This window comes from Nitrospirota bacterium, assembly GCA_030645475.1.
GTDB lineage: Bacteria > Nitrospirota > Nitrospiria > Nitrospirales > Nitrospiraceae > Palsa-1315.
Window position 1 is genome coordinate 1 of the sequence record JAUSMA010000067.1, and the last position, 18,304, is coordinate 18,304.

The 18,304-nt window shown below is 58.4% G+C and carries 13 protein-coding genes; 4 read left to right on the forward strand and 9 right to left on the reverse strand.

Going from position 1 to position 18,304, the window contains the following annotated elements; genetic code table 11:
* Positions 1-44 precede the first annotated feature (44 nt).
* The 9 genes from Q7U76_13510 to Q7U76_13550 all read right to left on the reverse strand — a co-directional run bounded on the left by Q7U76_13510 (position 45) and on the right by Q7U76_13550 (position 14,483).
* Positions 45-4,973 carry a hypothetical protein gene (locus Q7U76_13510; protein MDO8357403.1) on the reverse strand — a complete coding sequence of 1,643 codons (4,929 nt, stop codon included), beginning with the start codon at positions 4,971-4,973 and terminating at the stop codon, positions 45-47.
* Between the two features lie 643 nt (positions 4,974-5,616).
* Positions 5,617-7,002 carry a sigma-54 dependent transcriptional regulator gene (locus tag Q7U76_13515; GenBank protein MDO8357404.1) on the reverse strand — a complete coding sequence of 462 codons (1,386 nt, stop codon included), beginning with the start codon at positions 7,000-7,002 and terminating at the stop codon, positions 5,617-5,619.
* Between the two features lie 43 nt (positions 7,003-7,045).
* The gene (locus Q7U76_13520; GenBank protein MDO8357405.1) at positions 7,046-7,441 is read right to left on the reverse strand and encodes a response regulator; all 396 of its coding nucleotides are present in this window, start codon (positions 7,439-7,441) and stop codon (positions 7,046-7,048) included.
* 264 nt (positions 7,442-7,705) lie between these two features.
* A complete protein-coding gene (locus Q7U76_13525; GenBank protein ID MDO8357406.1) occupies positions 7,706-8,815 on the reverse strand; it encodes a PAS domain S-box protein in 1,110 nt (369 codons plus the stop codon).
* Positions 8,812-10,185 carry a sigma-54 dependent transcriptional regulator gene (locus tag Q7U76_13530; protein ID MDO8357407.1) on the reverse strand — a complete coding sequence of 458 codons (1,374 nt, stop codon included), beginning with the start codon at positions 10,183-10,185 and terminating at the stop codon, positions 8,812-8,814. The genes Q7U76_13525 and Q7U76_13530 overlap by 4 nt, the downstream gene beginning before the upstream one ends.
* A gap of 262 nt (positions 10,186-10,447) precedes the next feature.
* Positions 10,448-11,119: a hypothetical protein gene (locus tag Q7U76_13535; protein MDO8357408.1), complete on the reverse strand. Its 672-nt coding sequence runs from the start codon at positions 11,117-11,119 to the stop codon at positions 10,448-10,450.
* Between the two features lie 68 nt (positions 11,120-11,187).
* Positions 11,188-11,820: a Maf family protein gene (locus tag Q7U76_13540; GenBank protein MDO8357409.1), complete on the reverse strand. Its 633-nt coding sequence runs from the start codon at positions 11,818-11,820 to the stop codon at positions 11,188-11,190.
* The gene (locus Q7U76_13545) at positions 11,821-12,996 is read right to left on the reverse strand and encodes a tRNA-dihydrouridine synthase (protein ID MDO8357410.1); all 1,176 of its coding nucleotides are present in this window, start codon (positions 12,994-12,996) and stop codon (positions 11,821-11,823) included.
* Positions 12,993-14,483: a DUF692 family protein gene (locus Q7U76_13550; protein ID MDO8357411.1), complete on the reverse strand. Its 1,491-nt coding sequence runs from the start codon at positions 14,481-14,483 to the stop codon at positions 12,993-12,995. The genes Q7U76_13545 and Q7U76_13550 overlap by 4 nt, the downstream gene beginning before the upstream one ends.
* 178 nt (positions 14,484-14,661) lie before the next feature.
* Here Q7U76_13550 and Q7U76_13555 point away from each other — a divergent pair, with 178 nt between their 5' ends.
* The 4 genes from Q7U76_13555 to Q7U76_13570 all read left to right on the forward strand — a co-directional run bounded on the left by Q7U76_13555 (position 14,662) and on the right by Q7U76_13570 (position 18,227).
* Positions 14,662-15,438, forward strand: coding sequence for a CBS domain-containing protein (locus Q7U76_13555; protein ID MDO8357412.1), 777 nt, complete (start codon positions 14,662-14,664; stop codon positions 15,436-15,438).
* Between the two features lie 86 nt (positions 15,439-15,524).
* Positions 15,525-16,580, forward strand: coding sequence for an LOG family protein (locus Q7U76_13560; protein MDO8357413.1), 1,056 nt, complete (start codon positions 15,525-15,527; stop codon positions 16,578-16,580).
* Positions 16,581-16,636: 56 nt separating this feature from the next.
* A complete protein-coding gene (locus Q7U76_13565; GenBank protein MDO8357414.1) occupies positions 16,637-17,515 on the forward strand; it encodes a hypothetical protein in 879 nt (292 codons plus the stop codon).
* 7 nt (positions 17,516-17,522) lie between these two features.
* A complete protein-coding gene (locus Q7U76_13570) occupies positions 17,523-18,227 on the forward strand; it encodes a rhomboid family intramembrane serine protease (protein MDO8357415.1) in 705 nt (234 codons plus the stop codon).
* Positions 18,228-18,304 lie beyond the last annotated feature (77 nt).

An 18,304-nucleotide genomic window follows, 5' to 3' on the forward strand; every position in this document is an offset into this window, starting at 1 on the left:
TACGCGCAGCTCCCCCGTCTTGACCGAGACTATTCCGCTGTCGACTACTTCATCGCCGTCGGAATAGCACGAGGCTCTGGCTGCACATCCGCACGCTTGGCGCCCATTCCTTGAGCGCTCAGCGGTTGGATCCGTGAGTCACCGACCGGCAACACACGGAGGTAGCCCCATTGTCCGGACTGCGTGTAGGGCAGCCGCGCATTGGACCACACGAAGTCTCCCACCTGACGATACGGGCCGCCCGCACCGCCACGGAGGAACACATCGAGGATCTCGGACCCGGCATACTCCACCACGCTGATCATGTCGGCACCGGGCATGTAGGGCTCGATCGGCCATTCATGGCCTTCGACCGCAAACATCCCGTTCTGTTCGCTGTTCGCGCCGATCACATGGATGCGAATCGCGTCACCGGCATGCGCCTCGATCAGAGGCGTGATCGGATCTTCGGGCTTGTCCACCACGCAGGGCTGGAAAATCTTGCCCAGCGAGCAGCCTTGCTCCTCACGGAACTTATAGGGTTCCGCGCGATAGTTGACCGACGTCAACCCGGCGACGTTTTGCACATAGGGCATGAACGCGGTGCCGATGATGTTGTCCTCATCTTGGAAGAAGAGGGCCACGTCACGGTAGTTCCGCTTGCCGACGTTCTCTGGCAGGCTGGCGTCCACAATGACGTCAGCTCTCCATGAATTCTTCTGCGAGATATCGGCCCCGGTGACAGGGTCACGATACTGGGAGCCCTTCGGCCCGATGACCACCGCTCCGTACAATCCGTTGCGCGGATTGACGACGATGTTGCCACCGTCCCACACCAGCGACGTCGTTTCCTTGTTGGAAGGATGCGCGTAGTAGGTATAGGTGCGGCTCTCGCCTGGGGCAATCGTCTGATCGCCAGGATTGTTCCCGACGTTCAGGCCCTGGCTGTCTCTCGGATCGAAAGCCAGGCCCGGCGCAAAGAATGACGCCCGGCTCGCCTTCATCTTGTTCTTCAGATGGACCTTGATGCAGTCGCCAAGATTGGCACGCAACGTGAGAGGATTCGGCATCACATTGCCCGCCACCGTGGTCGCTTCTTCTTCCAGCGCGAAGATCTTGCCTTCCGGCACGGTCATTTCGATCTTGCGCTCAAAGTCGACTTCGATCACATCCGGCGCCTTCGGGTGGAGCTTCAACGGACGGTCCAAGGACACGACGTTGAAATTCTTCACCGGGGCATCGGACGGACAGACGGAACTCGGCGTGGCCGGAATCCCGAGAGGATTGGTTCCTCTGGGCAATGGCTTCAAGTCCGCCACTTCTTTATCGAGCACGCGCACGATACCCCATCCACCTTCGGCGAAGTGTGACGTTCTGCCGTTGAAGTGGATGTAGTCGCCCGGCATGCCCTGGAATCCGCCCGCTTTGCTCACGAGGTCATACCGCTCGGCGATCCCGACGTGAATCGAGTTCTTCCGATTGGCATCTGCCGCATACCGTTCCGTGAGGAAGGTATGGCCTGAAATGGTCCAGACGTGGGATTCGTTCATGAGCTGGTGCAACAGACGGAACACCATGGTGTCCCCAGTGTACGCCCGCAAGAGCGGCGTACCAGGATCGCCATGGATCGCGCTGTTGAACAGCTTGGACGTATCCGGATTGTTGGACAGACGTTGTGCAAACGGAGCCGCGCGGAAGTTGAACCCGCTACCGGTCGTATGCGTACCGCCGTTGATGTACTTGTTCGGAGAAGCCAGAATCTTATCCGGCATCTGGAACGAAATGGTCTTGCCTGCTTCCAACGCCACTTCGATGGGCTGTCCCGGAGGATTGCCCGCCTCGATGGTGTTCACCGTGTGCGGAACGGTGTCATGGATCGACACCATCAACTCACGGAAGCTGCCACTCACACCGGCACCGATCGGCTCGTTGCTGTGAATATCGGCAATCGGACCGCTATACACCAGCTTGCCGTTCTTCGGATCGTGATAGGTGGACCCGAACGGCTCCACGATCGTCACGCCGAACCCGCCATGCGGCCAGGTCGTCGCGCCGAACGCGTGGTCATGCCAGAACACGGTCCCCATATCGACGTCCACCCACCACCGGTACCGCACGAACTCCGGCGACACGAGATCGCCCGCCGGATGGTTCTGCTTCAGTGGCTTGAAGAACGTCACGTTCTCGCCCTTGATCTCCTTGATCCTGGCGACTTCCTGACAGCTCTTGTCCCGCGGCAATGAAGCCGTGGCATCGTGGCCCTTCTCCAAACAATCCATGCCCACCATCACTTCGGTGTTCACATGGAACGGCGTGGCACCCGGCGCCATCTGAATCTTCATGGACGCAGAACCAGCCTTCACGGCACCCGTCAGCTTACCGACCATCGGGGCCGGCAACCCATGCTTGGTCTTCTTGCCCCACATGGTGAACGGACGGACCGACATTTCATACTCGAACCCGGAGATGACACCATCCGAATTCCCCGTGTCGAACTGGAAGAAGTGGGGATGGATGTTGATCTTGGACGACTGGAAATTCGTGTAATCGTCGTCGTCCCATTCGCTCGTCAACAACAAGTCCACGCAGTCATACACGTTGGCGCGAATGACCGCCGGAAGCTTGAGGTCGTCGTTCGCTCTGGTCAGGTTCTCCTCTTCATGGAGCACGTAGATCAGACCGTCCTTATCGACCATCGCCGGCTCTTTGCCCTGCTTCTTGGCTAGAGTAATCGGCATACGGACGAAATGGATGTTGTAATGCTTACGATTGGCATTGTCGGGGCAGAGGCTCCAACGGCCCTGCTCGCCCGGCTGTGCCGGCTCGGAAGTCCGCTCACCATTAGCGTCCTGGTGAATCGGTTCCAGCCATGGCGCACCGCTGTGGTTGGCAGAGAACGGTACCCGCTTGCCGAAGTGCGGCTTGAACAGAGGCCAGGACATCTTGGCCGTGGTCGGATCAAACAGGATGGCTGGTCTGGTGCTGTCATCCCACTTGGCTGCCGCCGGGTACTTCGGATTCTGGGCGGTGCTTTCACGCTCGCCCCTGGCAATGTTGCCATCCCACTTCCAATCCCACACGGTGGAATCGTAGGAGATGATCTGAGCCTTCTCATCGTTCGTGTGGCCTGGCTGACCGGCGGCCGGCACAAACATTTCGACCCAATCCTTGATGTTCACAATGACGGGATCGGACTTCCAGTTGGTCTTCTGGCTCTTGTCGACAATCTTGAAGACCTTCCCGAACCAATCGACGGTCGTCCCGATCAACTTATCGGACGACACGCCCTGCTTCATCCGGCCCTTCCGGTCCGGCAATTCCGCCAAGTCAGGCATCGTGTCCGTATGGGCCGCGCCGACTTGCAGCGTATTGTAGAAACGGCCGTACCCCCACATGCCCGCCACATAATGGTGCGCGACATGGCAGTGATACAGGAATTCACCGGCCAGATGCTGGCAGCCACCGCCACCGCATTCCGGTTCGAGGTCCAAGGCTTCTGATGGCCCGATGACTTCCACGTCCACGCGATCGGACTTGGTCCGGACGACCGGATACTTCACAGGACCATCCTGACCCTTGTACCAATGTTCTTCCTGATCGGCACGCGGGCTGCGCTGCCAGCGGATCGTTCCGCTGTGCGGATGGTGGGAATGGAACACTTCCGATCCACCATGCACCAACCGCCACTTGACCGGATCGCCCAGATAGCCGCGGGCAATTGTGGTCGGCGTATCGCCGAACGTATAGGCGCTGTAGGCCATCGACTCATCTTCGAAACCGAAATACTCGTGCTGCAGATGCATTTCATCGATACCGAAGGGCTCGCTGCGATAGTTGATCGCACGGCCACCCGGACGATAGGCATCCGTCAGCGGATCGCGCTGCGGGAGGAAGTCGCCCTTCTTGTTCAACGGACGGAAGGCTTCATCGCCGATCTCGTGATAGAACAACACGAACTCGCGGAAGTCCGGTCCGGACCCGTTGTCGATGTTCACTTGCCAGCCGCTCGTGACCGGCTTATCGGGGCCAGTCCCCAACGAATCGACATACGTCGATCCCTTCGGCTCCACAATGAGGGCACCGAAGAGACCCAGCACGGTCAACTCACGGTCGTGGCTGTAGGAGTGAAACTGCCGCACACCCTCCTGCATCTGGGGATGGATGTACCACTCGAACTCCTGCGACTTGCCAGGAGCCACGATGGACTCAGGATTCGTCGTCGTGGCCGGCTTGCCGGTCGCGCTGACGATCATGCTGGAGGCGCTGACGAACAGACTGCCGTCTTCACCTTCCATCTGATTGCGGAGGGTCATTTTCATGCAATCGCCCTGGTTGACGCGAAGCACCAGAGGCTGAATCATGTCGCCCTGCAACCCGGTGGTCACCGCTCCCGGATCGAAGCCATCCTTGTCGCGCGCGGCTTTGTTCTTGGCTTCTTCGGCCCGCACCTTGTCGACATCCTGGGCCAACACGTACATGTAGCCTGGATAGAAATCGAGCCAACGGTTCAACGTGATCTCGACGTTGATCATCGACACGTCGTACTTCTTTACCGGCACACCGGCCGGACACTTCCCGCCCGACGTCATCACCGGCTCACCCTTGGTCCCATCCGACATCAGCAAGAAGCTGCTACCGTCCTGGCCCATGTACTGGTGCATCATCGACATCTCGTTGAAGGCACCGGACGTCTGCTGCGCCTTGGCATCTTTCTGCGCCTGCTGCTCGAGCTTCTCCATCAGGCGATGGTGCTGCATCTCCATCTTTTCTGCATTACCGGCACGACCCTCCATGGCATTTTCCACCACGGTCTGGCCCTTCAACTGCTGAGTCCATCCCGGCATGGCGACCGGAGTGGCATGCCCTTGATGGGACTCCTCTCCTGCTCCCGCCGCAAACAGCCCCGGTGTTGCCACCAGACTGCCGGCCAGCAAGACGCTCTGCAGCATCAGCGCCAACCTCGTACGGCGCCGCTTGCGCGTTGGTTTACACACATCACCCCTCATAGTACGGCCTCCCCCTGTTATGTCCGCCTTACCTGGCGGATGGTTGAATCCAACTTACGTGCGCTATCAGCTGTGAGCGATCGGCTTCAGTGTTCGATTTTCCCCTGCAAGCCGATTGCTGACGGCTGATCTCTTCCCTACTTTGCTTCCCTTGGCCTTCGTTAGGTGCTGGTGAAGGGTCCTCCTTACGGAGAAGAGGGTCATTCGGAGGCCGGTCCTAATCACCCAGACCTCCACCAGCAACGCTACGTATACGCAGCTTGCGTGCCTCGACAGAGAAAGCGGGAGGAATGAGCAGCGAATCCGCTCCAGTCCTTACGATTCGCACAGGACGACTCTGTGAAATTCGTCCCGTCAACCGGAGAATCTTCTACAGAACTAGACAGTCTCTTCGTGCAGTAATTACAAATGCAGTAAATTCAAACAGATAGACTGTCCAATTCATTGGACAGTTGCTATGGAAATGTGGGGCGGAAACGGGCAGTCGCTAGAGCCTTGCGAAGAAGAAATGGGGTACGAACGAACGGATTGGCGGCACAAGAAAGGCGTCTTACTGAGTCAGCGGGAGCTGAGTCGAGGAGCACTAATAGGCGGAGACTGGAATGCAGTCGAAGGGGCCACCTCCCTCACGTCAGGCCTCACCCACTCCATAACTACGGAGCTTGTTATAGAGGCTCGCCCGGCTGATCTTGAGGAGCTTAGCGGCCTGCGCACGATTATTCCCTGTTTGCTGGAGCGCTTGAAGAATCCGTGCATGCTCTGCCTGGCGGGTCGCCCCGCGGGCAACGGTACGGAGATCGTGTTCAACCGGTTTCGATCCCATTGCCACGATGTCCTTGCAATTCAACGTGGGACCAGTGGTGGTAACGACGGCCCGCTCTATATAGTGTTGAAGCTCCCGCACGTTGCCAGGCCATGTGGCCTGGGTGAGCGCCTGCATCACATCCGGCGAGACCTGCCGGACTGGCTGCCGGTGGCGCTTGCAGGACGCCGCCACGAAATGCTGCACCAGGAGCGGGATATCTTCTCGCCGGTGACGGAGCGGAGGAAGAGACAACGGCAGCACCGCCAGCCGATAGTAGAGGTCTTGCCGAAAGCTCTTGGCCTTGACGAGCTCGACAAGATCCCTGTTCGTCGCAGACACGACCCGCACATCGATCTTGATCGGCTGATTGCCTCCGACCCGCTTGATCTCCCCTTCCTGAAGCACCCGCAGCAACTTGGATTGAAAGGTCGCAGTCGTATCGGCGATTTCGTCCAGGAAGATCGTCCCGCCATCCGCCTCTTCGAAGAGTCCACGTTTGGTGGCATGTGCGCCGGTGAAGGAGCCCTTCACATGGCCGAAGAGCTCACTCTCCAACAGCGTTTCAGGCAACGAACCGCAATCGACGACGACGAACGGTTTGTCCCGTCGATAGCTGGTCTGATGAATCGTTTTCGCCACCAGTTCCTTCCCGGTGCCGCTCTCTCCCTGAATCAACACGGTAGCGCAACTGTCCGCCACGAGCCGGATCATCTCGAGCACTTCTCGCATTGGCGCGCTCGAGCCGATCAACTCGCCCAGCTTCGCCCCCTGCTTCACGGCCGCATGCGCACCACTCGTCTGCATCTCGGCTTTCGGCAAGGCCTTGAACAGCACCAGTACCGACTCGACCTTGCCGCTGCTTGAAACAAGCGGAAACGCCTGATGCATCCCACAGGCCGTGCCATCCCCGCCGGACGCACAGGCCACGGACCGAACCTCAGGCGATTCGTACATCTTGGTCGCCGGGCAGGTGCCACAGGGATCGCTCCGGTGAGCAAAGGCCTGATAACACTTGGCTGAATGGCCCGATGACGTTGATGTGTCTTCAGACCATGCCGATTCGTTCGCGTAGATCACATTGAAGTCACGATCCACCACCGCCACCCGATCGGAAAACCCACCGGCTAACTGCTTGATGGCTTCCAGTCGAGCTGCAAGGATGGGATCGGTTAGGAAGGGGACAGACGAATGGTCTCGTTGAGATCCGGCCATCTCACACCTCTCACAAGCTAAAGAGTCGCTAGGGTACAAGGTCTCAGTCTATTTTTCCATTCAATGCCGGGCCTAAGAGGCGCCGGACGGTTCCCTTGAGTTCGCTCAGGCGAACCGGCTTGTCGAAATACGCCTCGACGCCGATAGCCAAGGCATCGGCTTTCGTCTTGGGGTCGCCAAATGACGTCAGCAGCACAATAGGGACCCCGGGAGCAAAGGTCCGGAGCCTGGCAATATAATCTAAGCCCCCTGCCGGCATACGGAGATCCGTGAGAATCAATGTCGGACGAGCATCCAGCACCGACCGAAGCGCCTCATCCCCATCGGCCGCTTCCCGGATAGAGACCCCAAGATCCCATAACTCATCGCACAACAAACTTCGCATGTCCTGGTCATCTTCGGCAATGAGTAGGACCACTGGCGTCCGTTCCTGCAACATCACGTACCCCCTCTACCTCCAGCCACTTGGCTTACGTGAAAGATAAGAATTCACAACCTATGCCAACTTGCCTCCTAGCAGTTGTGAGGCCATGGAGTCCGTAAGTACGCAAATCCGCTTGAAATTCCTACAGGCTCACATGACATATGGCGAGGAAAACAGTTAGAGCTGGCGAGAATTGGGACAGGCGTCACCCCGCTCCTGTCGCAGATCGCGACAGAGAGGGCTCACCGACAATCGACTTACTTATGAGGGGCCTATTATTTATATTGATGGAGCTGATCGAGACGTACCAGCAGTCTGAGCCGAGTCAATAGGGAGTCGGATTGTAAAGGTCGTCCCCTTTTCGACTGCACTCTCCAGGGTAATGGTCCCGCCATGTTCCTCGATGATGCCTTTCACCACCGTGAGACCCAGGCCGGTTCCCTTTCCGAAATCTTTGGTGGTAAAAAAAGGATCGAAGATTTTTGTGCGGATCTCCTCCGGCATGCCATGTCCGGTATCGGCGACCTCAAGGCGCACATAATCGCCTTCACGCGCGAGGCCCAGCCTAAGACGCCCTCCCTCCGGCATGGCATGGAGACTGTTCATCACGAGATTGATGAGTACCTGGATGAGCTGGTCTTGATCGGCATGGACAAAGGGCAATGACGATTCAATCGTCGTGTCGACCGTGATGTGACTGTGGGCGATCCGTTCCTGGAACATTTCCAGGCTATCGTCCACGATCTTCGCAAGATCGACGGCCCGCCGCTCCGGCGTCCTCCGCCGGGCAAAGGCCAGGAGTTGGTTCATCACCTTGGTGATGCGCTCGACCTGCGTGATGATGGTGGTCAGGCCCTTCTTCATCCCGTCATCGGCTGCGCGTTGGAGCAGGTATTCCGCACGCCCGAGGATCACGTTCATCGGCGTCCCGATTTCATGCGCCATACCGGAAGCCAATGTGCCCAACTCCGCCAACCGCTCAGCCCGTCGGAGTTGCACCTCCAGACGTTTGCGCTCTGAAATATCCACGACCGACGCCACCACCCCCATCCCCTTGGCCGTCTGAATAGGCGTGAGTCCGATTTCCACCGCAAACTCGCTCCCGTCCTTCCGCAAACCGAACAACTCGCGCTGCCCCCCCATCGACCGTGCCTGGGGAGCCTTCATGAACCCGGCATGGTGCTGCCGATGATCGGATCGAAACGGTCCTGGAATAAGCATCTCGACCGACTGGCCGAGCAACTCGTCTCTCTCGTAGCCGAATTGGTGAAGAGCAGAGGTATTCACCATCACGATCGCTCCACGCTCATCAATGAGCAACATCCCATTGGGAGCGGCCTCTACAATAAGACGAAACTGCTGCTCGCTATCGAACGACTCTGGACTCACGCTGGCGTCTTCCCTTCGATCTCGCCCAACTTCCGATAGAGCGTCTTGCGATCGATCCCAAGTACTTGCGCGGCCTGGTATTTATTGCCGCCGGTCTTCTCGAGGATCTTGAGAATGTATTCTTTCTCCACTTGGTCCAGCGGGAGGGTCCGTTCAGCCGCATCATCGAGAAGTCGCCGGTCGCCACGGGCGCCCTGAAGCGTCACCGGGAGGTCGTCCGGGACAATCTGTTCGCTCCGGCTGAGCGTGACGGCCCGTTCGATCACATTTTCCAATTCACGCACATTGCCCGGCCAGGCATAATCCACCAGCATGGCCAGCGCAGACTCGCTCACGCCCTGTATCTGCTTCCCGCGGGACGCGGCACATTTCTTCATGAACGCATCCACGAGCAACGGAATATCTTCGCGGCGCTCACGCAAGGGGGGAAGGCGTAGCTCGATCACGTTCAGCCGGTAATACAAATCCTCACGGAAATGTTTCGCCTTGACCTCTTCCGTCAGGTTGAGATTCGTCGCCGCAATGATGCGGACATCGACGGCGATCGGCTTGTTCGCTCCCACGCGACGAATTTCTTTCTCCTGGATCGCGCGCAAAATCTTGGCCTGCAGCATCAATGGCAGTTCGCTGATCTCGTCGAGGAACAGCGTCCCCTTTTGCGCCTCTTCAAAGAGGCCCCGCTTATCCACCTTGGCATCCGTGAATGAGCCACGCATATGGCCGAACAGCTCGCTTTCGAGCAGCTGTTCCGGGATGGCGGCGCAGTTGACGGGAATGAACGGCGCATCCTTGCGGTCACTATTATAGTGGATGGCCTTGGCCACCAACTCTTTGCCGGTTCCGCTTTCGCCGGTGATCAGGAGATTCGTCGGGCTATTGGCCACCCGCCGGATCAGATCGAATATCTCCTGCATCGGCTTACTCTTGCCGATGATCTGATGAAAACTGTACTCCTTGTGCACCTCTCGCCGGAGCCGATTCACTTCCCGTCGTAACGCCGCTTCGCGAATCGCGCGCTCGACTACACGAACCAACTCCTCGTTTTTCACCGGCTTGGTCAAGTAGTCGCTGGCGCCCCGCTTCATGGCTTCCACCGCGGTGTCCACCGACCCAAACGCGGTCATGAGAATGACCCCGATGTCCGGATAGAGGCGCCTGATCTCCGTTAACAACTCCGTCCCCAGCATCCCTTTCATCCGCAAATCCGTCAGCACGACCGCGTGATCTTTCTCCTCCAATAGCTTGAGAGCCTCCGGTCCGCTCCCCGCCATCGTGATCTGATGCCCACGGTCCTTGAGGACATCATGGACAAGCTCCCGCATTTCCGCATCGTCATCGACGACGAGAATCGCACCCCACTCTTCGGTCATGCTTCACCCCTTCTCTGCTGACAGGAAATCAGACGCTAGCCCTTTGCTCCCAGGATGGTCAAGCCTCCTGTCGCGAAATGCGACAGGCACAGACCTGCCTTTGGGGACAAACGCCTCAATGTTCCAGCTATTGCACCGGTTTTATCAACGTACAGGAATGAAAATGCAAGGGTGGGACCAACGGCTGACTGAACTGGTACGGAAGAACAGGCCCCTGACAGCGGTTATGCTCGCTGGCAGGGGCAGGATTGAAGAGACCGAGCTACTTCACTTTGGAGAAATCAGCGGCGATTCTCGCCTCTTTTCCGTCCTGAAGATTCACGACGAACAGGGATGCCGCCTGAGGATCAAACTTTTCATATGCGAACAATGCGGTAAAGCGCGACCGGTAGGCCGGCCCACTGCCTTCATTCTTTCGGCCACGTTCGGCTTTGGCGATATCGATGGGCTTGATCTTCTTGGAGCCCTGTTGCAACTCGATCAGGGCGCCCTCTGCAAAGTACTCGTCATCGCCACAGAGCTGAACTTCAATTTCCATATTGGGCATGTCCACGACTTTCTTGATGAATTCGTCGGGCATGCGCACATCCATCTTCCGCTTCTTGGACTCGGCCGCTTCCTGCCGGCCAAAGGCTTCAAGGCGATACCGCTTGGTCCTGAGGATGGCACTGGCTCCACAGGAATCTTTTTCTGGATCGGCGCCCACTCGCGTCACCAGGGAAGCTTGCTGAAGGACTTTCTTGACGTCCTCCGGGCTGTTGGCCTTCTCCATCGGCGCCCGCCCGGCTTCCAAGGCCTTCTGCGCTTCTTCTGCGGATAATTTCACATCGATCGCCAGGACCGTCTGGGGACCGACGACCGTCAGCAGACCCACGACAACACAGGTAACAACGACACCAACCCGCGCCACTGATGTCAGGCATCGCACGCTCATAACTTCCTCCGTAAACAAGACAACAAATGATGGGGCGGCATTGTACGGAAACCCCTACCCCTTTGCAATCAGACCGAGAAGCGAGCCCAGTTGGCATAGGGCTTGGCACCATACAGTTGCTCAAGATCGACCGGCATACTCACGCCGGCTTGCATCAGCAACTGGGCGACCAGACGAAGCGGCAGGCCAACCACGGTGGGGAAATCGCCGGTAATGGAATCGATCAGGTCTCCGCCTGCTCCCTGGATCGAATAGGCGCCGGCCTTCCCCAAACTTTCTCCGGTCCCCAGATAGCGCTCATGCGCTCGTTCATCGAAGGGCTTCATCCGAACAACCGCTGCGGATAGCGCAACAACGTCCATCGCACGAGCTGAACAGACCAGCGCGACCGCTGTGAGGACTCGATGGTCACGGCCGGCCAGGCGCCGGAGCATCGCTCGGGCCTCCGCAAGGTCAGCCGGCTTCCCGAGCACGTGATGATCCAGCTCGATGACCGTGTCGCTCCCCAGCACGATCGCCTCCAGCTCGAGCCTCGCGACCGACTGAGCTTTTCCCTGCGCGAAGGACTGCACCTGCTCGATCGCGGTCAGACCAGGCACCAGCCGCTCCTCGAACAATGGACTTATGACGACGAAGGGGATGCCCAGCAATGCGAGCAACTCGCGACGGCGCGGAGAGGTTGAAGCCAGAATGAGTGACATCTACAACGCCGAAGAGGGCTCAATAGAGGCCAGGGGTTCGAGCGAGATCTGCTCAGGGCCTTCCTCAAGATTCATACAGGTCATGCGAAAATCAGCGAGCACTTGCTCCACGTCGGCGACCGACGAGACTCGGACCATGTTGGCCCGGAGTGAGGCGGCATGAGGGAACCCTTTACAGTACCACCCCAGGTGTTTACGCATCCGCCGAAACTGCCCCGTCCCGCTCACCGCTTCAAACCGTCTGGCATGATCGAGCAACATCTCGAAACGCACGTCGAGTGGCGGCACCACCGGCTCAGGCCCCCGGCCTGGCAGCTGCTGCTGAAGCAAGATTCGCGCGTCCTCTTTCTGCCGAAAGAACCAAGGGGCCCCGAGTACGGCTCGTCCGACCAACACCCCATCGACTCCGGTATCCCGCACACGACGGACCACGTCCTGGAGACTGTGCACGTCGCCGTTTCCAAACAGCAAGGTCCCGCTGCCCCGCGCAATCTCTGCCGCCCGCGCAATGGCGTCCCAATCTGCTTCCCCTCGATACATTTGTTCCAGGGTACGGCCATGCAGGGAGATCACGGCTGGCTGCTCCATGAGGAGATGTTCGATCCACCGATCGACGACGACGACGTCGTAGCCGAGGCGTGTCTTGACAGACAAAGGAATCGTCCGACGGACAAGCGGGCGAGCGTTCTGCCGCTGCTCGTTCATCCGCTCGAAGGCCGCCACTCTACTCTGCTTGAGTCCCGCACCCTCCAGGGTCTGACCGGCCGCCCAATCGGCAATCCCTCGTCGAGCGGCCTGCATGATCGCATGGGCCACATCCGGCGTTCGAATCAGCCCCGCGCCTGAGCCGGATGAGGCGACACTGCGCGAGGGGCAACCCATGTTGATATCCAATCCGTCGAACCCCAACTCACAGACTGCATGGGCAGCCTGATAGAAGAGGTCAGGGTCTTTCCCATAGAGCTGCGCGACGATCGGTCGTTCCGCCTCGTGATAGATGAGGGAATCCAACAAAAACTCCGGCCCACGGCAGACGTCATGCACATGCGTGAACTCCGTGAAGGAGACATCTGCATTGCCGTGTATCGCCACGGTATGGCGGAACGTGGCATCGGTGACCCCGTCCATTGGCGCCATCCCGATAACCGGTCCCGTGAGCGATTGCCAAAAGCTCATGCGGATGGCTCCATCTCCATCGCTCGTTCTCCTACTTCATTCGCCTGCGCATAGGCCAGCCGCAACTGATCGCCTTCCTGTTGGGCAGAGATCCGTACGTCCGGCGCAGATTCCGTCACAAATTCGAGAAACCGGTCGATCTTCAGGAGGAAGAAGTCATAGGACTGCGTGAGTGGGCGTGGCGCGCGAAACCAGAAGGCCACAAACTCAGTGAGGCAGACACCCCGCTCCGCGAGCACCTTACAGGTCTGGGGAAACATCTCGACGAGGTCTCCCCCCCAATGGAGAATCTCGTGGGGCAGATAGGACGTCCGATAGGATGTGAGCCCTGCCTGATCCGCGGCCACGTCCTGCCATTCCTGACCTGTGGCGGGGATTTGTCCTGAGATGATTTGCGCATAACGCGCATAGTCGTCACGCAACTGTTGTCGGTCAGACTCGCTCATCGGCTTCGGAACTGAACATGAAGGACGCACCCCGGCGATCGGCCATGCAGCGGCCATTCCTCGGGCCATCGCCTGCTGAACGACGGGTGAGAAACGCCGAACGGCCTCCGCATATTCCTCCACAATCATCTCGATCGGCTTCGTATCCACTTCAAGCGCCACCGCCCTGAGGCTCACGAGGTTCGGATGGGCCAGAACCTGTTCGAGTATGGTGAAGAGGATCGAGGGAATCGGCGCAGCATGGGCGTCGATCCATTCAGGAAGCCCCTCCGCCCCCTCAGGTCCATCACTCGACTCATGGCAGGCCAACCCGGCCACGTGGATCTCGACCACCCGCTCCAGAGGAAATTCGTCGAGGAACTCCTTCGCGAATTGGGCAAGAGACGTTCGTCGACGGGCAGCCGTATAGCGATAGACCGTCCAGAGGTGCCCGATATCCAACACGAGACCGCAGGGCACTCGCGCGGTGACGAGCCGGAAAAAGTGAGGGATAGGGATTGTACCAGGGGAAAAATATGTGAGCGGCGGCATCTCCAACAGGAAAAGTGGCGAGGTCCCGTCTACCCGACGACCCTGCCGATCAATCGTCCCCTGAATCGTCGCGATATTATCGGCCACCACCTCGGCGCTCAGCGGCGTATAGAGTGGCGGCACATAGGTGCCGAACGAGTAGCCCGCCATCTGCTTCATGGCACATTCATGATTCAGCCAGAGACTCTGAATGCTATTGAGCTGCGTGACCATCTCGCCGACATCCTGCTGAAAGAACGGAGAGGCCTGAACATCCGGCTGCGTGATCCACAGACCTTCCCCATGGTAGGCCAGCGACATCTCCGGCAGCGCCTGTCGAACCGTTGCCAGGGCAGTCGTGGTCGCCTTAAAGACTTCGAGATAGCCAGGCCGAAGGCCTCGCTCCTTAAGGCCTGTCACCAGCTCGAACACATCGGGAGAGTAGACGTCGACCGACAGCCCCATCCCCTGCGGAGAAATCGGCCTGAGGCGGCGGTGAAAGTCCTGAAAAACCAAATCGTGATCAACCATCAATCTACCCTTGTGCTGCCGGGATAATTCGCCTAGTCTATTCGCTCAACCCCTTGTTTGACAAGGAAAGCCCTTGCCACGAACGAAGGCGTTCCGTCTGCTATACTTTGGCGTACGTCGCCGGGGGGCGAAACCCTCACGAATCGTGCAAGGACGAATCGGGGATGGTCTCGAACCCATGTCGGACACCAATGATAAATCTGCCAAGACTACCAATCCCTTATCAACTGTGATTGCCCATATGATGACGCCAGGAGTCGTGCAAATTCCCGGGGATATTTCCGTCAGTGAGGCGGCCCTATTACTCGAACGAGAACAGGCCCCCTGCCTGCTGGTGAAGGATACCGACGCGCAATTCGGGCTGATGACGCCGACCGATATCGTCAAGAAAGTCGTCGCGCAGGGACTCGAACCGCACGACATCGAAGTCCGAACGATCATGACACGCCCGGTGCAATTCATCGAATACGACCAGGCCTTAGCGGACGCCTCAGTCCTCATGATGGCGACGGGTGCACCACTCTTGATTGTCACCAAACAGAACCAACCAGTTGGAGTCCTCACGGCACAAGACCTCATGCTCACGCCGGCCCGGCGTCGCACGAAGATCCCCTCAGTGGTGAGTGTGGTCGGACGCGCATCGGCTCAGGGGCTCAACTATAATGCCATGATCATCCAACTGAACCATGTCGGCGCATTGGTCGAATCAACCGCGAAAATCTCGACAGGAACGAACGTCGTACTGGCGTTTTCCATTTCCGGTCAAAACACTCCCCTGACGATTCGGGGGAAAGTGCTGGCCAGCGAGAGTCCCGAAACTGAACCAGCTGAGACCTCGAGCGGCACCCACACCTGGCATGTCGATATTCAATTCACGGATCTCTCGTCGTCCGACCTCGCACGCATCAGGGCCTGGGCACTTCAGACCATGCCACCCTCCCCCGATCGTTTCTGACCTCACAGATATCCTCCATTCTTTTGACCAACCGGGAATCTCCTGATAATATTTTTTCTCGACCGAGGATGGAGCCATCACCACACATGGATAACCCAATGAAGACCTCCCAGACCCGTTCCCGCACCCTCCCTTCGAACGAGGAGTTGCTCGGCCAGATTCGCCTCCTGCTCGACAGTCCGGAAGACGACCTGCAAGCCGCAATTATGAAGGAACTCCTAGCCGGGACACTCCGGCTTCACGATGCCCATCTGGATGCCTTGGACCTCAAGATCGTGAACCGGGCCGTCAAAGAACTGCGCCACGCCTTCCGCGTCTTTCATGACTACCGTGATCGACGCAAGATCAGCATCTTCGGATCGGCCCGCACGGCCTCGGATGACCCCAACTATCAGATGGCCTTCCAATTTTCCCGTCAGATCGTCGAAGAAGGATTCATGGTCATTACCGGAGGGGCTGACGGGATTATGCGCGCATGTCAGGAGGGCGCCGGCCGCGAAAACAGCTTCGGGGTAAACATCATGTTGCCCTTCGAGCAGGGCCCGAATGCCACGATTGCCGATGACCCAAAACTCGTCACATTCAAATACTTCTTCACGCGAAAACTGATCTTTCAAAAAGAGGCCAATGCGATTGCCTTGTTCCCGGGCGGCTTTGGCACGCATGACGAAGGCTTTGAGATTCTGACCCTCGCCCAAACCGGCAAGAGCGATCCTCAGCCGATCGTCTGCCTCCAGGCTCCCGGATGCGACTATTGGGACGACTGGTACGGCTTCGTCACGCGCCAACTGCTGGCTCGTAAACTGATCAACCCTGAAGATCTCAGCCTCTTCAAAATCACCACATCCGTGGACGAGGCCATTGAGGAAATCAAACACTTCTATCGCCGATTCCATTCCATCCGATATGTAGGACGCTTGTTGACCATGCGGTTAAAAACCGCCATCTCCCCCGAACAGGTGGCCGTCCTTCATGATACATTTGGCGATCTCTTGTCCGAGGGCACCTTTGAGTTGCGCGGTCCACTTCCCGAAGAACTTGACGAACCGGACCTGAGGAACTTGTCTCGTTTGACCTTCATTTCCAACCGCCGAAGCGCCAGCCGGCTGCGTCAGCTCATCGACCATCTCAACAACCTCTGATCGCACGGCATAAAGAGGCTTTAGTCTCGGCAAAGCCTCATGGTATGCTCGCCACGATGATCGCATCCCGCATACAACACCCGTTCAGTGAGCCCCCCACGGTCGTGCTCTATCACGCCGAATGTGCCGATGGATTCGGCGCCGCCTGGGCGATTTGGAATCGATTCCCCACGGCCCGGTTCATTCCCGTCAAACACGGCAATCCTCCTCCTCCAGGGCTCCAGGGCCAACGAGTCGTCATCGTGGATTTTAGCTATGCCCGTGAAACGCTGGAAGCTATCGCCAAGGACGCGCAGGCCCTCCTCATACTGGATCACCACACCACCGCAGAAAAGGCCCTTGTCGGTTTGCCCTATGCGTACTTCGACATGAAAAGATCCGGTGCGGTCCTGGCCTGGGAATGGGCGCACGATCAGCCGGTGCCCTGGCTCCTCCAGTATATTCAAGACAAAGACCTCTGGACCTGGGCGCTCCCCTCCAGCCGGGAAATCAGTGCGGCTCTTGCCTCCTATCCATTCGACTATCAGCTCTGGAGCAACTTCCAGCAGAAGGAGTTGGAGCAGGAGGGTCGAGCCATCCTCCGTTATGAAAATGAACTCGTGAGCAAACTCGCGGCACAAGCGATGTTGATCGACTTTCACGGAGCCATCATACCGTCGGTCCAAAGCGCAGTCTTGACCAGTCAGATCGGTGAACGCCTGTCTGCAGAACATCCGTTCTGCGTCATGTGGCACGATCGCGACGGACGCCGCTATTACAGCATGCGCTCGAGAGAGGACGGGACTGATGTGGGAGCCATTGCCGCTTCCTTCGGCGGTGGCGGCCATACTCATGCGGCCGGATTTTCAGTCCTGCTGGGCCCCGATGGCACCTTGCCGGATAACCCGGCACTGCCTCGATCGGTCATCGACCGTCGCCGCCCTCCCTCGCAATAAGGGCACCGTGATCCCGCTGCACGACGATAACCCAACCGAGCTGACGCCGGTGGTCACGGTCATTACTATCGCGGCCTGCGTCCTCGTCTTTCTCTACCAGATCAGCCTTCCTGCCGGCCCTGACAATACCTTCGTCTTCCAGTACGGGGCGATTCCGGCTCTTGTATTCGGACAGGCAGGCCTCCCAGAAATGGATGTGGCCATTCCCGCCTATGCCACGTTGATCACGAGCATGTTTCTCCACGGTGGCTGGATGCACCTCATCGGCAATATGCTGTACCTCTGGGTCTTCGGGAATAACATCGAAGACGTCATGGGCCATACGAAATACGCTCTGTTCTACCTCTCATGCGGGACCCTCGCCGCCTTGAGTCACGCCGTAACCGATCCGTCTTCGACTGTTCCCATGGTCGGAGCCAGCGGCGCCATTTCCGGTGTCTTAGGCGCCTACGTGCTGCTATTTCCACGAGCCCGCGTGTTGGTGTTGATACCGGGCCTGGGCCTCACGAAGGTGGCGGCCGGCTTCGTCCTCGGCATGTGGTTCGTGATGCAACTCTTCAGCGGGGGGATGAGCTTCGGCAGTAAGGGCGGAGGAGTGGCCTTCTTTGCCCATATCGGCGGGTTTCTCGCTGGAATGGCGCTGATCGGTCTGTTCAAGCGCCCGAACGTGCCCTTCTTTGGCGCAAGAGACAGAGGCCGGCGGGAAAACTAGCAGGAGGCTAGTTTCTCTAGTCTATTGGGGGTTGTCTCATGTGGTTGATTGAACCAAACTAGCCACATACACCCGCA